The organism is Reichenbachiella carrageenanivorans (genome assembly GCF_025639805.1).
GTDB classification, from domain to species: Bacteria; Bacteroidota; Bacteroidia; order Cytophagales; family Cyclobacteriaceae; genus Reichenbachiella; species Reichenbachiella carrageenanivorans.
Genome location: NZ_CP106735.1, coordinates 3,471,161 through 3,485,386, shown reverse-complemented (window position 1 = coordinate 3,485,386; position 14,226 = coordinate 3,471,161). Strand labels below are relative to the sequence as shown.

Sequence of the window (14,226 nt, the reverse complement as noted above, 5' to 3'; positions counted from 1 at the left end):
TTTTAAACTCTTTTTCACGATTGTTTTTGAAAATATTTACTCTCTACGTCTTCAGGATCTAAAGACACAGAATCAAAACCTGCCTTGGCTTGCAACAAGCTAAAAGTACTTGGCAGAATAAGTAACGATGCCAGTGTAGAGGCAATAAGCCCTCCGATCACTGCCTGCCCCAATGGAGAAACTTGATCGCCACCTTCTCCCATACCTAAGGCCATAGGTGCCATACCCATAATCATGGCGATACTGGTCATAATGATGGGACGTATTCTTCCATTAGCAGCCATCAACCCCGCCTTACGTGCATCTTTCTCTTCCAGTCTAATACTCTCTGCATTAGTGACCATCAAAATGGCATTGGACACCGAAACGCCTAACGACATAATCATCCCCATATAGGACTGCAAATTGAGTGTGGCTCCACAGAGCAGCAACATCATCAGTGACCCTGCCAGCACAGCAGGGATAGATGATAGTACTACAAGTGATAGTTTGAATGATTGATAATTGGCCGTAAGGAGTAAGAAAATAATTACAATTGCGACAAGTAAACCTCCCTGTAAGCTATCTAAAGTCTCCGTAAGCAATTGAGCTAAACCCTTCGATTCTACGATCATACCCCGAGGGGGCTCGCCAGTCTGATCAATCGCATGCTGCACAGCTTTTTTGGCTGCACCCAAATCCTTTTCTTGAATATTAGCAGTAATGGTTACCAACCGGTTTGGCCCCGTACGGTCATATTGTCCTGGGCTAACCTCCTGAGAAATAGTAGCCACATCGGCCAGTGCTGGTCGTGCCGCCCCAGCTTGCAACGGAATATTGGCCACATCATTCACAGAAGACATTTCATGCTCTGGTATTTGTACCTGTACCTGATAGGCCAACCCTTTAGAATTGTCCAACCAAAGGTTTTTATCTGTAAACCGACTCGAAGAAGTAGCTGCCACCATGGACTTCGCTACCTGAACTGGCGTGACCCCTAATTGTCCCGCACGTGCACGATCAATGTCTATATTTAGTGTAGGATAATTCATTGGCTGTTTGATCTGTACGTCACGCAAGAATGGAATCTTTCCCATATTGACACGTATCTTCTCTGCAAAGCCATATGCCTGTATGATATCTTTTGCGGCCACTCGAACCTCTATAGGCGTAGCAGCACCCTGACTCATAATCTTATCTACGAGCTCAATAGGTTCAAAAGACACTTTTAGCTCAGGCATATTTTCAGAAACTCTTGCACGAAGCCTTTCTTTAAGTTCATCCATTTTTACGGGATACGATTCATCCAGTGCTACTTGCATCACCGCTTCATGAGGGCCACTATTAAACACAAAGGCTTGCGCCGAACCGTAACTCGTAGGCACGTTGCCCACATAGGCAGAAGTAATGACCACATTCTCCTCTCCCACTTCCTCATCAATCAAGTCGAGTACTTTCAGTGTCATTTCTTCGGTACGCTCTACACGAGTCCCATCTGCAGCTTTGAGTCGGAGCTGAAACTGATGACTATTGGCATGAGGCAAAATATCTGTACCGATCACATAAAATGATAATCCTGCAATACCCAGAGCTATCACCAAATATCCGCCAACCCACCATTTTCGTTTTTCCATTATCTCGCCGAGCAACTTGAGGTATCGATCTTTGAATCGATCAAAACCTGTAAGTTCTTCACTCTTTGGTATTGAAACATGACCTTTCAATAACCAATTGGATAATACAGGCACTAAAGTTTGAGATAGTAAAAAGGAGGCTATCATCGCAAACCCTACAGCCAACGACAAGGGTAAAAACATAGACCTAGGTACGCCATGCATGACCAAAGCGGGTAAGAAAACAGCCAAAATACATAGCAGAATTAGCAACTTAGGAAATGCGATTTCTTTACATGCTTCCCAAATCGCCATGGCTTTAGTTTTCTTCATTTCTAGATGCTGGTGAATGTTTTCGATAGTGATCGTAGCCTCATCTACCAATATCCCAATAGATAGTGCCAATCCACTCAAGGTCATAATATTGATCGTTTGCCCAAACAGATTTAAGATCATCACAGAACAAAGAACCGACACAGGAATAGTAACCACCACAATGATTACACTTCTCCAATCTTTTAAAAACAAAAACACCATAAGCCCTGTTAGTAAGGCACCGAGAATTCCTTCCACAATTAAACTCTTGAGTGAATTGGATACATAAACAGACTGATCAAACTGATAGGAAATTTTAACATCTTCAGGTACTGCATGCTGCAATCGAGGCAATGCTTCTTTTATATTATTCACCACAGAAAGCGTAGAGGCATCTGCCTTTTTCACCACTGGTATATAAACTGCACGCTTACCTTGAATAAGGGCAAATCCGACTGTAATATCTGCAGCATCTTCGACAGTGGCTACATCTCTGATAAAAACAGACGGCCCTGACCCTGTTCGGATAGGCACATCGAGAAACTCCTGTGGGTCATCGATGAGTGAATTGATAGGCGCCATCAATGCTTTATTTCCGATTCTAACATTCCCCGCAGGAGAAGGCTGGTTGTTGGCAATCACTGCCTTGATCACTTCCTCTGGAGTCACTTTATAACTTCTCAGTTGTTTTGGATCTACTTTGATCACAATACTTCGCTGATTTCCTCCAAGTGGCGGCGGGCTCGATACTCCCTCTATTTTCGAAAACATAGGTCGAACACGCGAAGAAGCCAAGTCTTGTATTTCATTGAGCGTATGCGTCTCACTCTCAAACACCAACTGCCCTACTGGTACTGAGCTGGCATCAAATCGCAAAACTTGAGGCGGCACTGTACCTTCTGGCATATAAGCCTTTGTTCTTGCTATATTATTAGCCACTTCAGCGGCCGCTTCTCCCATGTCCGTTCCTGGGTAAAATTTCAATTCCAGAATAGACATCCCTTGTATGGTACGTACTTCGACATCTCGAACTCCTGATACATACAGGAAATGATCCTGATACCGAGTAGTAATAAACCCATCCATCTGATCAGGTGCCATTCCTCCATAGGGCTGAATAATATATATCGATGGCAATTCCAATTCTGGAAATATATCAACAGGAATTTCCTTGATGGAAATCACCGAAAAAAACAGAATGCCTATGATACCTACCATCACTGATATAGGTTTCTGTAAGGCAGATTTTATTAGTTTTAACATAATCCTTTAATTAATTTTTAATAGGACTCGCCTTGATTAGAGCGAATCGAAAAATGACGTCAAATCTCCTTTTGCAGCAGCTACCATTAGGTGTGATCTCCACACATTACTATAGGCTATGGCTAAATCTGCCTCTGCTTGATTGAGCACAACCATACTTTGAAGTAGTGTCGACAGGTCACTCAATCCATTTTCATATCGCGCTTCTGCTTGGGTATAAGCCTGCTTTGCGGCTTTCATTTGTAGTGGTATGGTTCGGGCCTTTTCCATCATAATGCGATACTGCATTTCTGATTCGGTCGCTTGACGTTTCAGCATGTTTTGTTGCTGATAAAATTGCTGTGTATTCTGATCAGTGATATATTGGAGTTTTTTGTATCTATTTCTGATTAAAAAACCATCGGTAACCCTCCATTTGGCAGTCACGCCAAGCAGATAATTGCTCACTTGGTACTGAGTTCCGTTAGCAAAATCTGTATGGTAAGAACCATCAGCATTATCGACGCCAGCACCTCTTGCCCAGCCAGCAGCTACTAATGACACCGTTGGCATAAAACTTCGCTTCATTGCTAAGGCTCGCTGCCCTGCAGCTTCGATTTTGGCTTGCTGCATTCTGAGCAATGGGTTTTGATCGATCTCCATATTTGCAAAACCTACAACTGGCAACTGCGAACAAAAACTCATACTATCAATTTCCAATGAAAAGGTCTGTGCATCCTCTCCTAAAAGCTCGATCAGACGATATTTTCTCATCTGTTCATTGCGCTGACTTTCTAGCAGAAGCACCCTAGCCCGTGCATATTCGGCATGCGCCAATGAACTATCAACACCGGCTCGAAGCTGGGCTCTGACACCTGCATCTACCGCATCACTAAAGTTTTTCGCTCGTATTACATTATGCTCTTGTACTTCGGTTAGTTTTTCTGACACCAACAATAATAGATAGGCATCAGCTACTCTGATTTGATGCTGAAATATCTCGTTCTCAAGATCCAACTGACCAGCATTGGCATCTGCTTTAGCTGCTCTTACATTAGATGATTGCTTTCCAAAACTGAAAACATCCCACTCCATAATAGCCGAGGTAAAACTCCCATATGCACCCTGATTTATGTTTTCAGTACGGATACCTCCTGACGGTGAAATCGTACCTTCGTTGGGGAAAAAACCACCTTCTACACTGTTGCCAGTTGAATAGGTATATTGATGCTGTAGCATCAACTTCGGCATGTATATGTTTTTGGTCGCCCCTACTTCTTGTAGTGTCGCTTCAGAAAGGGCGCGTTTGGCTTGAATGCTTGAATAGTTAGCTTTGGCCATTTCTAGGCTTTTTGCCAAATCCAATGTTTGCCCCAACACGGCATTCCATGCTCCATTCATTATTGTCATCAAAATCAGGAGCTTTAATTTGCTTCTACTTTTTGTCATTTGCTCACACATATTTGCTGTTTAAAAAAATATGAGACAAACCTATAAACCGACTTTGGAAACAATTGGGAATCTAGAAAGCGCAAATTCCAAAATGTTTACAGAATTCAAATCCTATATTTACGGTCTAGTTTTAAAAGAAAGTACGCGTGAAAATTTTGGTTGTTGAAGATGAAAAAGGGCTTGCCGAAAGTATTTCGGAGTATCTGTCTAAAGAAGGTTTTGTTGTAGAAACAGCAGACGAATTCAATCTGGCTCATGAAAAAATCAGTCTTTACAACTACGACTGTGCTATTGTAGATCTCAACCTTCCTAATGGAACTGGGTTTGATATTGTATCGTATATCAAATCTAAAGATGTGTCTACTGGCATTATCATCATCTCTGCCCGCAATGCTTTAGAAGACAAAATCAGAGGATTAGAAATTGGATCTGATGACTACCTAATCAAGCCCTTTCATTTATCGGAACTAAATGCCAGAGTTAAATCATTAATTCGAAGACGGCAATTCGGCGGCACAAATGAAATGACTTATAAAGAAATCAATATCAACCTAAACTCTCGTAAAGTATTTGCCAACAACTCAAATGTTGTCCTGTCGAGAAAAGAATTTGACTTACTCATGTACTTCATCTCCAATATCAACGTGGTTTTGACCAAACCAGCTATTGCCGAGCACCTATATGGCGATTATATTGATTCTTCCGATTCATTTGATATGCTTTATTCTCAAATAAAAAATCTTAGAAAAAAACTAACCGAAAGTGGGTGCAACGACTACATACAAACTATCTACGGCATCGGTTATAAATTTGGTCTAGAATGAAGCTACTCACACGCACCAATCGACAATATATTCTTTTTTCGATCATCGCCTATTTAGTGATTGCTATCGTCTTTTATTCCGTTACAGAATATGTCATTTACGAAGAGGTTGAATATCGACTCAAGGTCGAAAGGCAAGATTTTGAGCACTATGTTGCCGAACAGGGTGTATGGGAAGCCAGCTGCTATTTTGTGGAAAACAAAATTGAACTAAAAGAAGTCAAGGATACGCTCACTCCATTAGTTGAATTTGCTGATACTTTATTTGTAAGCCGATACAGTGACCAAATTGACCCATTCCGCCAATATAGCTTTTACACCACCATAGGAGATCAGCCTTACGAAGTCAACATCAGAAAATCACTCATAGAATCCAATAAGCTCCTTACGTTTATAACTACAACCATGCTTATCCTTGTGAGTTTCGGGCTAATCATTTTGATCCTGCTGCAGCGACGCATATCCAAGAAAGTCTGGAAACCTTTTTACCAATCATTATCGAATTTGAAAGCATTTGAAATTAGTCAGGGCGCTGGGCTAACTATGGACAATACTGATATTTACGAGTTTAACGAACTCAATGAAGTATTAGAAAAAATGACTAACAAAATCGCTGTAGATTATCAAAACTTAAAAGAGTTTACTGAAAATGCAGCACACGAAATTCAAACACCACTAGCTCTAATCACCACTCGCATTGAAGAATTGATTCAAGGGAAAAACTTCACTGATAAACAAATGTATTGGATAGAGGACATTCACAAATCTACTATTCGGCTATCCAAATTGCATCAAGGGCTGCTGCTGCTTTCCAAAATTGACAATGGTCAATTTTACACTCATGAAACTGTGAATCTCAATGAGCTAATCCAATCCAAACTAAATGAATATGAGGAATTTACAGACATTAAGGAACTCAAAGTTGCCTTCAATAGCATCAGTGACCTAATAACAGAGATCAACCCCACACTGGCAGATATACTGATAGGCAATTTGATTAAAAACACTATCAAGCACAATCAGCCATCAGGCTATATCAAGATTACGACACAAAAGAAAAGGTTAGAAATATCTAATACTGGAAGTACATTAGAAGTGAGACCTGAACAACTATTTGAACGATTCAAGAAACATAACCAATCGTCTGCTTCTCTAGGACTCGGTTTAGCAATAGTGAAAAAAATATGCGAGTATTATAATGTTAACATCCGATATATCAACAACGCAGACATACATACGATCACTCTTGATTTTCCTACATAAATCCAATCTGCAACAGTACGCTTATACAAAAGGGCATTACCTATTACTTAGCATCTTTCAGCTTGATAATTTCGTTCTGAAGGTTTTTTACAATACCTGATAGTTCTTCCATAGTTAAGTCTCCTTTGCCATTAGCATCTGGAAAATTGATACTAATGTAAGCTTTTGACTCCCATACTTCTAAAATATCTTTGGCGTCTACTTGATATGGAGAATAGGACTTATTGTCCGAAACGAGAAACAACTTACCATTTTCATCGACATAGTTGAATACACGCTTGTATACAATTCCTTCTTCTTTGCTCAGCAACACATAGGTTTTTCCATTTTTGATATGGGCAATATTCTCTATGTATTCGCCTATTATTACCGTCCCTGGCTGCAAGGGCAGCATAGAATCACCAGACAATTCAAAAGCGCGATAGGTTGCATTTTTGGGCAACATGGGCAATTGAAACTTAGGCATATTTTCGATATAGGTAGGATCTGCATAGCCATTCATATAGCCAGCTGAGGCCTTCTGAGGAATGAGTTCAATATTCTCATTATCGTCTTGGTCTACCGTAATGGCAAGCACACGAGCACTCCCTCCCGCATCCGACTGGTGCAGCTCATCATCAGACAACTCACTGACCACTTTACTAATCAATGTATCTACACTCACATTAAACACTTCAGACATGCGAAGTAGGTTGTTGAGCCGAGGATCAGCACGCCCCTCTTCATAAGCCCCTACTAGCGATCGTTTGATACCAATCGCTTCTGCAAATGTCTCTTGCGTGTACCCAAATTTCTTTCTTAAGAACTTTATGTTGTCGTTTACCTTAGCTACTCCCATGTTCAGATTGAATTGATAACAAACTTAATAGAACCTCACAATTATTTCTATTATTAAGCATCGAATAGCACCATACCCGTATCGTTAGTGCTGTACTTGCCTATAGAATATAGGTTAATGTGATGAAAATTTTCTCTGTTTTTAAGCTGATCGAGGCGTTTGATGATTTTTTCTACGACTTGCCTCAAGGTCTCCCCGGAGTCTGCCAATACATAACCGTACATCTTTTTGGTATGTAGTACCGATGCATGAAATTTTACTTGACACTTGCCCGATTTCAATTTCTTAGACGTAAGCTTTAGCTTGTATTCTCCTCCTACTGTATATGTTTCCATTACTAATTATTTTGTCATTAAATTAATTAAACCTGTGGATTGATTTATTAATTAGCGCTAATGACAATAAAATTAGCAATATTATTTCAGCCAGCAAAAGAATTTACTAATTATTTTAGTGCAAAGAAGGGATGTCTGCTTATTTCTTTGGAGGTCTGCGTTTTCCTTTGCTTCCACCACTGCTACCGCCTCTTGGCTTAAACGATCGCTGCTTTGGATTATACACTGGTCCTTCGCCGATGTGCTCTGGCAGCCTTATCTTCTGTATTTCCTTTCCGATCAGTGTTTCGATATTGGAGAAGTTGTACATGTCCTCTTCGTTTACGAACGTAAAGGCTACACCATTGGCATCAGCCCGTCCTGTACGACCAATTCTATGCACATAATCTGCGGCATCGCCTGGTACATTGTAGTTGATCACCATATCGATCCCTTTGATATCGATACCACGGCTCATCACATCTGTAGCTACGAGTACGTTGATTTTCTTATTGATAAAGTCTTGTAATACCGACTCGCGCTTGGACTGCTCTAGTCCAGAGTGAATAGGTGCCGCATTCACCCCTAGCTTGGAGATCTCACGTGCGATCTTGTCCACTTCGCTCTTGCGAGAAAGGAATACAATCACACTGTCCATTTTCTTGGCAGAGAATATATGGTGAATCAAAGCAGATTTCTGTCCATCGTGAATCATAAATGCACCTTGAAGAATATTCTCTGAGGGCTTAGATATCGCAATACTGACTTCTTCTGGCTCGTTTAGTATCTCCTTGGCGAGCGTACGGATCTTTGGTGGCATGGTAGCCGAAAACATGAGCCGCTGACAATCCTTAGGAATGAACTTCATGATCTTTTTGAGGTCATCATAAAATCCCATATCGAGCATACGATCGGCTTCGTCCAAGATGAAATGCTTCACCTTCGATAGGTCTACATACTCTTGGTTGAGGTGGGCGATCATACGGCCTGGTGTAGCGATGACGATATTGGCTCCTTTGAGCAGTGCCTTTTTCTGCACCTCCCAGCTGACACCATCTCCACCACCATATACAGCGACAGAACTAATGTCTACAAAATACCCCAACCCTTGGATCTGTTGGTCGATCTGAATGGCTAGCTCCCGAGTAGGGACGACCACCAATGCATCAATATTTCCATGATCGGCCTGATCGTGGATTTGCTGCATTGTAGGCAGCAAAAAGGCGGCGGTCTTACCTGTACCCGTTTGCGCGCAAGCGATGAGATCTTTCTTTTCTAATATGATGGGAATAGCTTTCTCCTGAATCGGAGTCGTATTTTCAAAACCCATGGCATCTACTCCATCCAATACGGGAGGATGAATACCAACTTCTTTAAATTTCAATGTAGTTATTCTTATTGATCGAGCCCAAATCTACTAGTTATTCTCCAGTTTCTCGGGCTTCCCTTGTATTTCTACTTCATTATTACTATTTGGGTACTTATTATTTTGAAAATCAAGGTCTGTCATACGCTGACTTGGGTCTATCTCTACAGATTCTATTTGATCTTTAGCCACATCTATGATAAAAGAGTAATAAGGGTTTACCCATTTCCACTCAGTCATCAAAATTTCACCTTTTGCCAATGGACGGTGGCCTCGAGTCATTCCTAACGGAATATGATAACTCAGCTGCTCGCCTCCTTTGAGCGTAACTAGCACATCTAGCGGCATGGGTATGTAGCCTTTGCGTGTGAGTGCAATCGATGTCCCCTTGCTTTCCATGCTCACATCAGCCACCGCATAGTCTATCGTTTTAGCAGATTGAATCCAATAATTGAAAAACCAAGACAGCTCTAGCCCACTCTCCTTTTCCATAATGACTTCAAAGTCTGTAGCGTTAGGGTGTTTAAACTTCCAGGTATTATAATAGCGTAACATAGCTGCATCGAAAGCTTCAGATCCCACAAGGTAGGACAAGTTTTGCAAGGTAAGCCCTCCTTTTCTGTAAGAAGCCATGCTATAAGCTTTGTTGGTTTCGAAATGATCCGCATGGGTGGTCATTGGCTCTTCCAATCCACTTGTCACGATCTGATTATAGTATTTATAAGAAGACTTCATGAAATCTTTTGACGGATATTTTTCATTGAATAGATAATCCATCGTCAGGTTATCATAGTAAGTGTTAAACCCCTCATCCATCCAATAATACAAGCTCTCATTGGTACCCAATACCATCTGATACCAGCTGTGCAAAAACTCATGTATCGTCACGCCCACCAAAGACTTCAAAGACCGATGTCCTGTGATCAGGGTTGCCATCGGATATTCCATACCTCCATCTCCTCCTTGAATCACCTTATATACAGGATAAGGATACGTACCGCATCGCTCCTCTATAAATGGCACTGCTTTTTTTATGTAATCTTCCATTTCCACCCACCGATCGGCTAGCGTATCTGTCTGGTAATAAAATTCAAAATCCAATCCATCTCGAACATTGACGACCTTACGTACATAATCTGGATCTGCTGCCCAAACAAAATCGTGTACGTTTTCTGCTGCATATCTATAAGTTGTTTTCTTCTTTCTATTTATCTCTTCCTTAAGCAATCCAGTAGCGGCCACTACATATTCGTTATCAATTTTGATAGACACATCAAAATCTCCCCATGGGCTGTAAAACTCCCGCCCCACATAATCATAGGCATGCCACCCAGAGTAGTCATATTCTGCTAATTTGGGATACCACTGTGCCATAGACAGCCGAATGCCTTCTTTATTATCTCGACCAGAACGACGCACTTGTAGGGGTACTTGACTCTCGAATTTCATTCGAAATACCACGCTAGTATTAGGCATAATGGGTGCAACCAATTGCACAGTCATGACCGTGCCGTCTATCGAATAATCCACTGGTTTTCCATCTTGAAAAAGAGAATTTATCTTATGATAACCTATTTCGTCTGCACCCAAATGGTAAATCCGATCACCCACTCTTTTGTCAGGATCAGAGATCGTTCGGCTGCGAACGTCCATCATGCTACCTGGCTGAAAAGCATTGAAATAAAGGTGATAATACACCTTAAACAAGGTGTCTGGAGAGTTGTTATAATAAGTGAGTTCTTGTGTGCCCGAAAATTGATTGGACTCAGCATCCATATCAATCTCCATTTTGTATGCTACTCGCTGCTGCCATCTATCCGGTTGTGCAATAGCCACAAATCCAAAAAAAATCAAACTCAATCCAAGTATTCCCCTAGTCACCATGCTTTTTTCATTATAATTCAAAGCGGCAACTTAATGACAATACTTGAATGAAGAAACAGAAAATGTGATGGACAGGACTATAACGTGCTCGACGGTGCAAATATCAATTTTAAAAAGTGGTCTTGACAGACTCCAGACGAGTACAAACAAAAATCGCCTGAGGGTTCAGGCGATTTTACACTTTACAAGATTTGTTAGATTTCAGAGATCAATTAGCTCAACAAATGACTATTCCTCATTACACAACACTTTCCACGATACTTTGTAATACGCTATTCAGTGATCTATAATCGCTAACAACATAAACGGTTGTACCTTCGGCTACCGTGTGGTGAATATCCTTCACCTGATACACTTTAGCGTCTCCACTAGATGTGCGCAAAACTATTCGTTCATTAATTCGAGGTAGATATTCGAATTTGTGTGATTCAAGAGGTATGGTTTGACCTTCGTAATCTATTTCTACAATATTTATCTTTTCCATAATCAAAGTTTTATCGTTGTATTTTCAGGAAACTCAACCGTTCGCTTTAGTGCTTTATTAAGCCTTAGAAAACACGAAATAAATATTCCATCACAAATGGATGAATACTCCTTCCTTTTTTTACAACTTAGGTTTTTAAAATCACAGAAGCAGGTCGTTGTTGCACGATTGTGACAAGCGATCACACTTCGCAACCTTCAAAACTTGACGTATCTCGCCCTGCATTCTGCTAAAACAAAATAATAAATTGGCATAGTACATAAAGAAGTCTAACTCTTACGGCTTCTTCTTTTAGATACTACTAACTAAGAAAATCAGGAAAATGACTTGGGTGGAGGATTTAGAGAGCTTAAGAAAGGATCCTCATAACTCATAACAAGAAAACTCGCTGCACCGTGAATATGGTATCGCAGTATCGTTTCGAACTGAAATGGGCTAGACGGTATAATATGATCCAAGCCTAGAAAACACGTTTCAGTTTCGGGATCGGGTTCGTCATGCTCAGGCAAAACATCCCCTTGATCCATGATTACTTCTAAAACTAATTCAAAAACAGACTCAATCTCGTTAACAGTCGGATCATACCGACCTTCCATGTCTGCTGCATCTATAGAAAGATTCAACATATAAATGCTCAGCAAAAGACTGGTGGACTTGAGGAAATATTTTTGAATAAACTGGATCACGCTTCAAATAAAACCAATGTTTTTATCATCACAAATTTGAAAACATTTTTAATAAATCACAATGACTAGAGGCTAGAGTCAAAAGAAAAATTGCAGTGTTTGAGTCTTCGGGTTCATTCTCTATCTTCCTTTATAAAAAATCAATCACTCCAAGCAACGCTGGAGGACCTCTCGTTGCACTTCGTGTTTCCCTTCGAAAGTGATCACCTCTGGTTTAAGGCCAATAGCGACTTCCATCTTCTCTATTTCAGTTTGATAATTTTTACCCAAAGCGTAGAATTCATCTTGGGTACCGATTACTACTTTTAGCTTGGCATACATGCTAAGGTGAGAAAAATCTGCTTTAGACAATTCTGGAGGAAAACCTCCCGCCCAAAGAATTAGGTTTTTAAAATCTATCTTGGCATAAGCCGCCATACGGCTAATCATAGACACTCCTTGAGAAAAACCCATGAGGTGAATATTAAAATCATTCAAAACACGCCCCTGAAGAACGGCGATCATCACGGCATCGAAATAAGCCTGCTGATTTCTCATTTCAGTCTCTCTATCTTCCTTGGTCATCCAACTCGCTCCTACATGTTTTTGATCTGGCAAATAAAACTTAGACAAGCCCTGTAAAGCCACCACAAAATGCTTTTGTGAATCAAAAACATCAAACCTTCGAATAAAATATTTGGCTAATTGGCCATAGCCAGGACACACGATCCACAAATCTGTGGTGTGCCCACCCAGCTCATTGAGGGTATAGTATGGCGCAGAGCAACTAAAATCAACATGACACTCCATCAGGTGGTAGTATAGGCAATACGATAAATCACTCCTGCTTTATCGTCCGACACCAGCATAGAGCCATCTGGCATAATGAGCACATCTACTGGACGGCCAAAAGCCTCTTGTTCGTCCTCATCGAGCCAACCGTACACAAAAGGCTCATAACCAGTAGCCTTACCCTCTGCCATAGACACTCGCATGATACGGTAGCCTATTTTTTCAGACCGATTCCACGAGCCATGTTCGGCAATGAATATATCTCCTTGGTAGTCCTCGGGAAACATATCACCAGAATAAAACTTCAAACCAAGTGGCGCTACGTGTGGCCCTAGCTTCTGTGCGGGCGGCACAAAATCGGTACAACTATACTCACCACCATGTATAGGATCAGCAATGTCCCCTCCATGACAATAGGGATAACCAAAATGCATCCCAGCCATCGGTGCGTGGTTGAGCTCGCATGGGGGCATGTTATCTCCTAGCATGTCTCTACCATTGTCGGTAAACCACATTTCACCTGTCTCTGGATGCCAAGTAAACCCTACTGTATTACGAATCCCCTTGGCAAAAATCTCAAAATCAGATCCATCTGGGTTCATGCGAGTAATGGTGGCATAGACTTCTTTCTTGCTTTCGCAAATGTTGCACGGTGCACCTACAGGAACGTAGAGCTTGCCATCTGGACCAAAAGCGATGTACTTCCACCCATGGTGTTTATCACTAGGAAATCGGTCTGCAATCAGCACAGGCTCTTTCAATTTCCCTAAATCGGATTCTATGTTTTCAATTTTCCATATTTTACTAATCTCAGCGATATATAGGTCCCCTTTGTAAAAAGCCACACCATTAGGTGTGTTCATGTCTTTAGCCACTATGTATTTTTTATCAGCCACATGATCTCCATTCGTATCCTGCAAGGCATATACCTTGTCATCCTTTCGTGTACCCACATAGACTGTTCCGCCAGGGCTGATTGTCATAGATCGGGCGTTGGGTATATTGTCTGAATACAGACTGATCGAAAAGCCTTCTGGCAATTGAATTTTGCTCAACTCATCAGTAAACACCTCCTCTGAGGTTGTTTCTTCTTCGGTTCTTTGCGTATCGCTTTTGGGCGTAGACTCACATTGAAAGAAAGAAAAGACACTGAAGGATAGAATAATAAATGATTGGTTATAGTGCATATATACTTG

12 protein-coding genes are annotated in these 14,226 nt (G+C 41.1%); 2 read left to right on the top strand and 10 right to left on the bottom strand.

Translation table 11 applies throughout. The annotated features are described in order from the left end of the window. Positions 1–14 precede the first annotated feature (14 nt). Both N7E81_RS14025 and N7E81_RS14020 read right to left on the bottom strand, forming a co-directional pair. Positions 15–3,170, bottom strand: a complete 3,156-nt coding sequence (locus N7E81_RS14025; protein ID WP_263050220.1) for an efflux RND transporter permease subunit — start codon at positions 3,168–3,170, stop codon at positions 15–17. 36 nt (positions 3,171–3,206) lie between these two features. Further along, the gene (locus N7E81_RS14020; protein WP_263050219.1) at positions 3,207–4,559 is read right to left on the bottom strand and encodes a TolC family protein; all 1,353 of its coding nucleotides are present in this window, start codon (positions 4,557–4,559) and stop codon (positions 3,207–3,209) included. Between the two features lie 188 nt (positions 4,560–4,747). On the opposite strand from N7E81_RS14020, the gene N7E81_RS14015 reads away from it, so the two are divergent. Continuing rightward, a complete protein-coding gene (locus N7E81_RS14015) occupies positions 4,748–5,425 on the top strand; it encodes a response regulator transcription factor (RefSeq protein ID WP_263050218.1) in 678 nt (225 codons plus the stop codon). Then, positions 5,422–6,687, top strand: coding sequence for a sensor histidine kinase (locus N7E81_RS14010; protein WP_263050217.1), 1,266 nt, complete (start codon positions 5,422–5,424; stop codon positions 6,685–6,687). Before N7E81_RS14015 ends, N7E81_RS14010 begins: the two co-directional genes overlap by 4 nt. A gap of 43 nt (positions 6,688–6,730) precedes the next feature. Here the strand turns inward: N7E81_RS14010 and N7E81_RS14005 are convergent, their stop codons facing one another. The 8 genes from N7E81_RS14005 to N7E81_RS13970 form a co-directional block, all read right to left on the bottom strand. After that, positions 6,731–7,525, bottom strand: coding sequence for an XRE family transcriptional regulator (locus N7E81_RS14005; protein WP_263050216.1), 795 nt, complete (start codon positions 7,523–7,525; stop codon positions 6,731–6,733). 53 nt (positions 7,526–7,578) lie between these two features. Beyond that, complete coding sequence (locus N7E81_RS14000; RefSeq protein WP_263050215.1) at positions 7,579–7,860, bottom strand: hypothetical protein; 282 nt, start codon at positions 7,858–7,860, stop codon at positions 7,579–7,581. A gap of 139 nt (positions 7,861–7,999) precedes the next feature. Further along, a complete protein-coding gene (locus tag N7E81_RS13995) occupies positions 8,000–9,223 on the bottom strand; it encodes a DEAD/DEAH box helicase (RefSeq protein ID WP_263050214.1) in 1,224 nt (407 codons plus the stop codon). Between the two features lie 33 nt (positions 9,224–9,256). Then, positions 9,257–11,089: a M1 family metallopeptidase gene (locus N7E81_RS13990; RefSeq protein ID WP_263050213.1), complete on the bottom strand. Its 1,833-nt coding sequence runs from the start codon at positions 11,087–11,089 to the stop codon at positions 9,257–9,259. Positions 11,090–11,327: 238 nt separating this feature from the next. Then, positions 11,328–11,573: a hypothetical protein gene (locus N7E81_RS13985; RefSeq protein ID WP_263050212.1), complete on the bottom strand. Its 246-nt coding sequence runs from the start codon at positions 11,571–11,573 to the stop codon at positions 11,328–11,330. Between the two features lie 314 nt (positions 11,574–11,887). After that, the gene (locus N7E81_RS13980; protein ID WP_263050211.1) at positions 11,888–12,199 is read right to left on the bottom strand and encodes a hypothetical protein; all 312 of its coding nucleotides are present in this window, start codon (positions 12,197–12,199) and stop codon (positions 11,888–11,890) included. A gap of 204 nt (positions 12,200–12,403) precedes the next feature. Continuing rightward, positions 12,404–13,048 (bottom strand): alpha/beta hydrolase, encoded by a 645-nt coding sequence (locus tag N7E81_RS13975; RefSeq protein WP_263050210.1) that lies wholly within the window; start codon positions 13,046–13,048, stop codon positions 12,404–12,406. Beyond that, positions 13,048–14,217: a PQQ-dependent sugar dehydrogenase gene (locus N7E81_RS13970; RefSeq protein ID WP_263050209.1), complete on the bottom strand. Its 1,170-nt coding sequence runs from the start codon at positions 14,215–14,217 to the stop codon at positions 13,048–13,050. The genes N7E81_RS13975 and N7E81_RS13970 overlap by 1 nt, the downstream gene beginning before the upstream one ends. Between the last annotated feature and the right edge of the window lie 9 nt (positions 14,218–14,226).

Excerpts from the sequence above, each read along its gene's own strand:
- N7E81_RS13970 (WP_263050209.1), bottom strand. The coding sequence starts at position 14,217 with ATGCACTATAACCAATCATTTATTATTCTATCCTTCAGTGTCTTTTCT.
- N7E81_RS14025 (WP_263050220.1), bottom strand. The coding sequence starts at position 3,170 with ATGTTAAAACTAATAAAATCTGCCTTACAGAAACCTATATCAGTGATG.
- N7E81_RS13990 (WP_263050213.1), bottom strand. The coding sequence starts at position 11,089 with ATGGTGACTAGGGGAATACTTGGATTGAGTTTGATTTTTTTTGGATTT.
- N7E81_RS14000 (WP_263050215.1), bottom strand. The coding sequence starts at position 7,860 with ATGGAAACATATACAGTAGGAGGAGAATACAAGCTAAAGCTTACGTCT.
- N7E81_RS13980 (WP_263050211.1), bottom strand. The coding sequence starts at position 12,199 with ATGTTGAATCTTTCTATAGATGCAGCAGACATGGAAGGTCGGTATGAT.
- N7E81_RS13975 (WP_263050210.1), bottom strand. The coding sequence starts at position 13,048 with ATGGAGTGTCATGTTGATTTTAGTTGCTCTGCGCCATACTATACCCTC.
- N7E81_RS13985 (WP_263050212.1), bottom strand. The coding sequence starts at position 11,573 with ATGGAAAAGATAAATATTGTAGAAATAGATTACGAAGGTCAAACCATA.
- N7E81_RS14010 (WP_263050217.1), top strand. The coding sequence starts at position 5,422 with ATGAAGCTACTCACACGCACCAATCGACAATATATTCTTTTTTCGATC.
- N7E81_RS14005 (WP_263050216.1), bottom strand. The coding sequence starts at position 7,525 with ATGGGAGTAGCTAAGGTAAACGACAACATAAAGTTCTTAAGAAAGAAA.
- N7E81_RS14020 (WP_263050219.1), bottom strand. The coding sequence starts at position 4,559 with ATGACAATAATGAATGGAGCATGGAATGCCGTGTTGGGGCAAACATTG.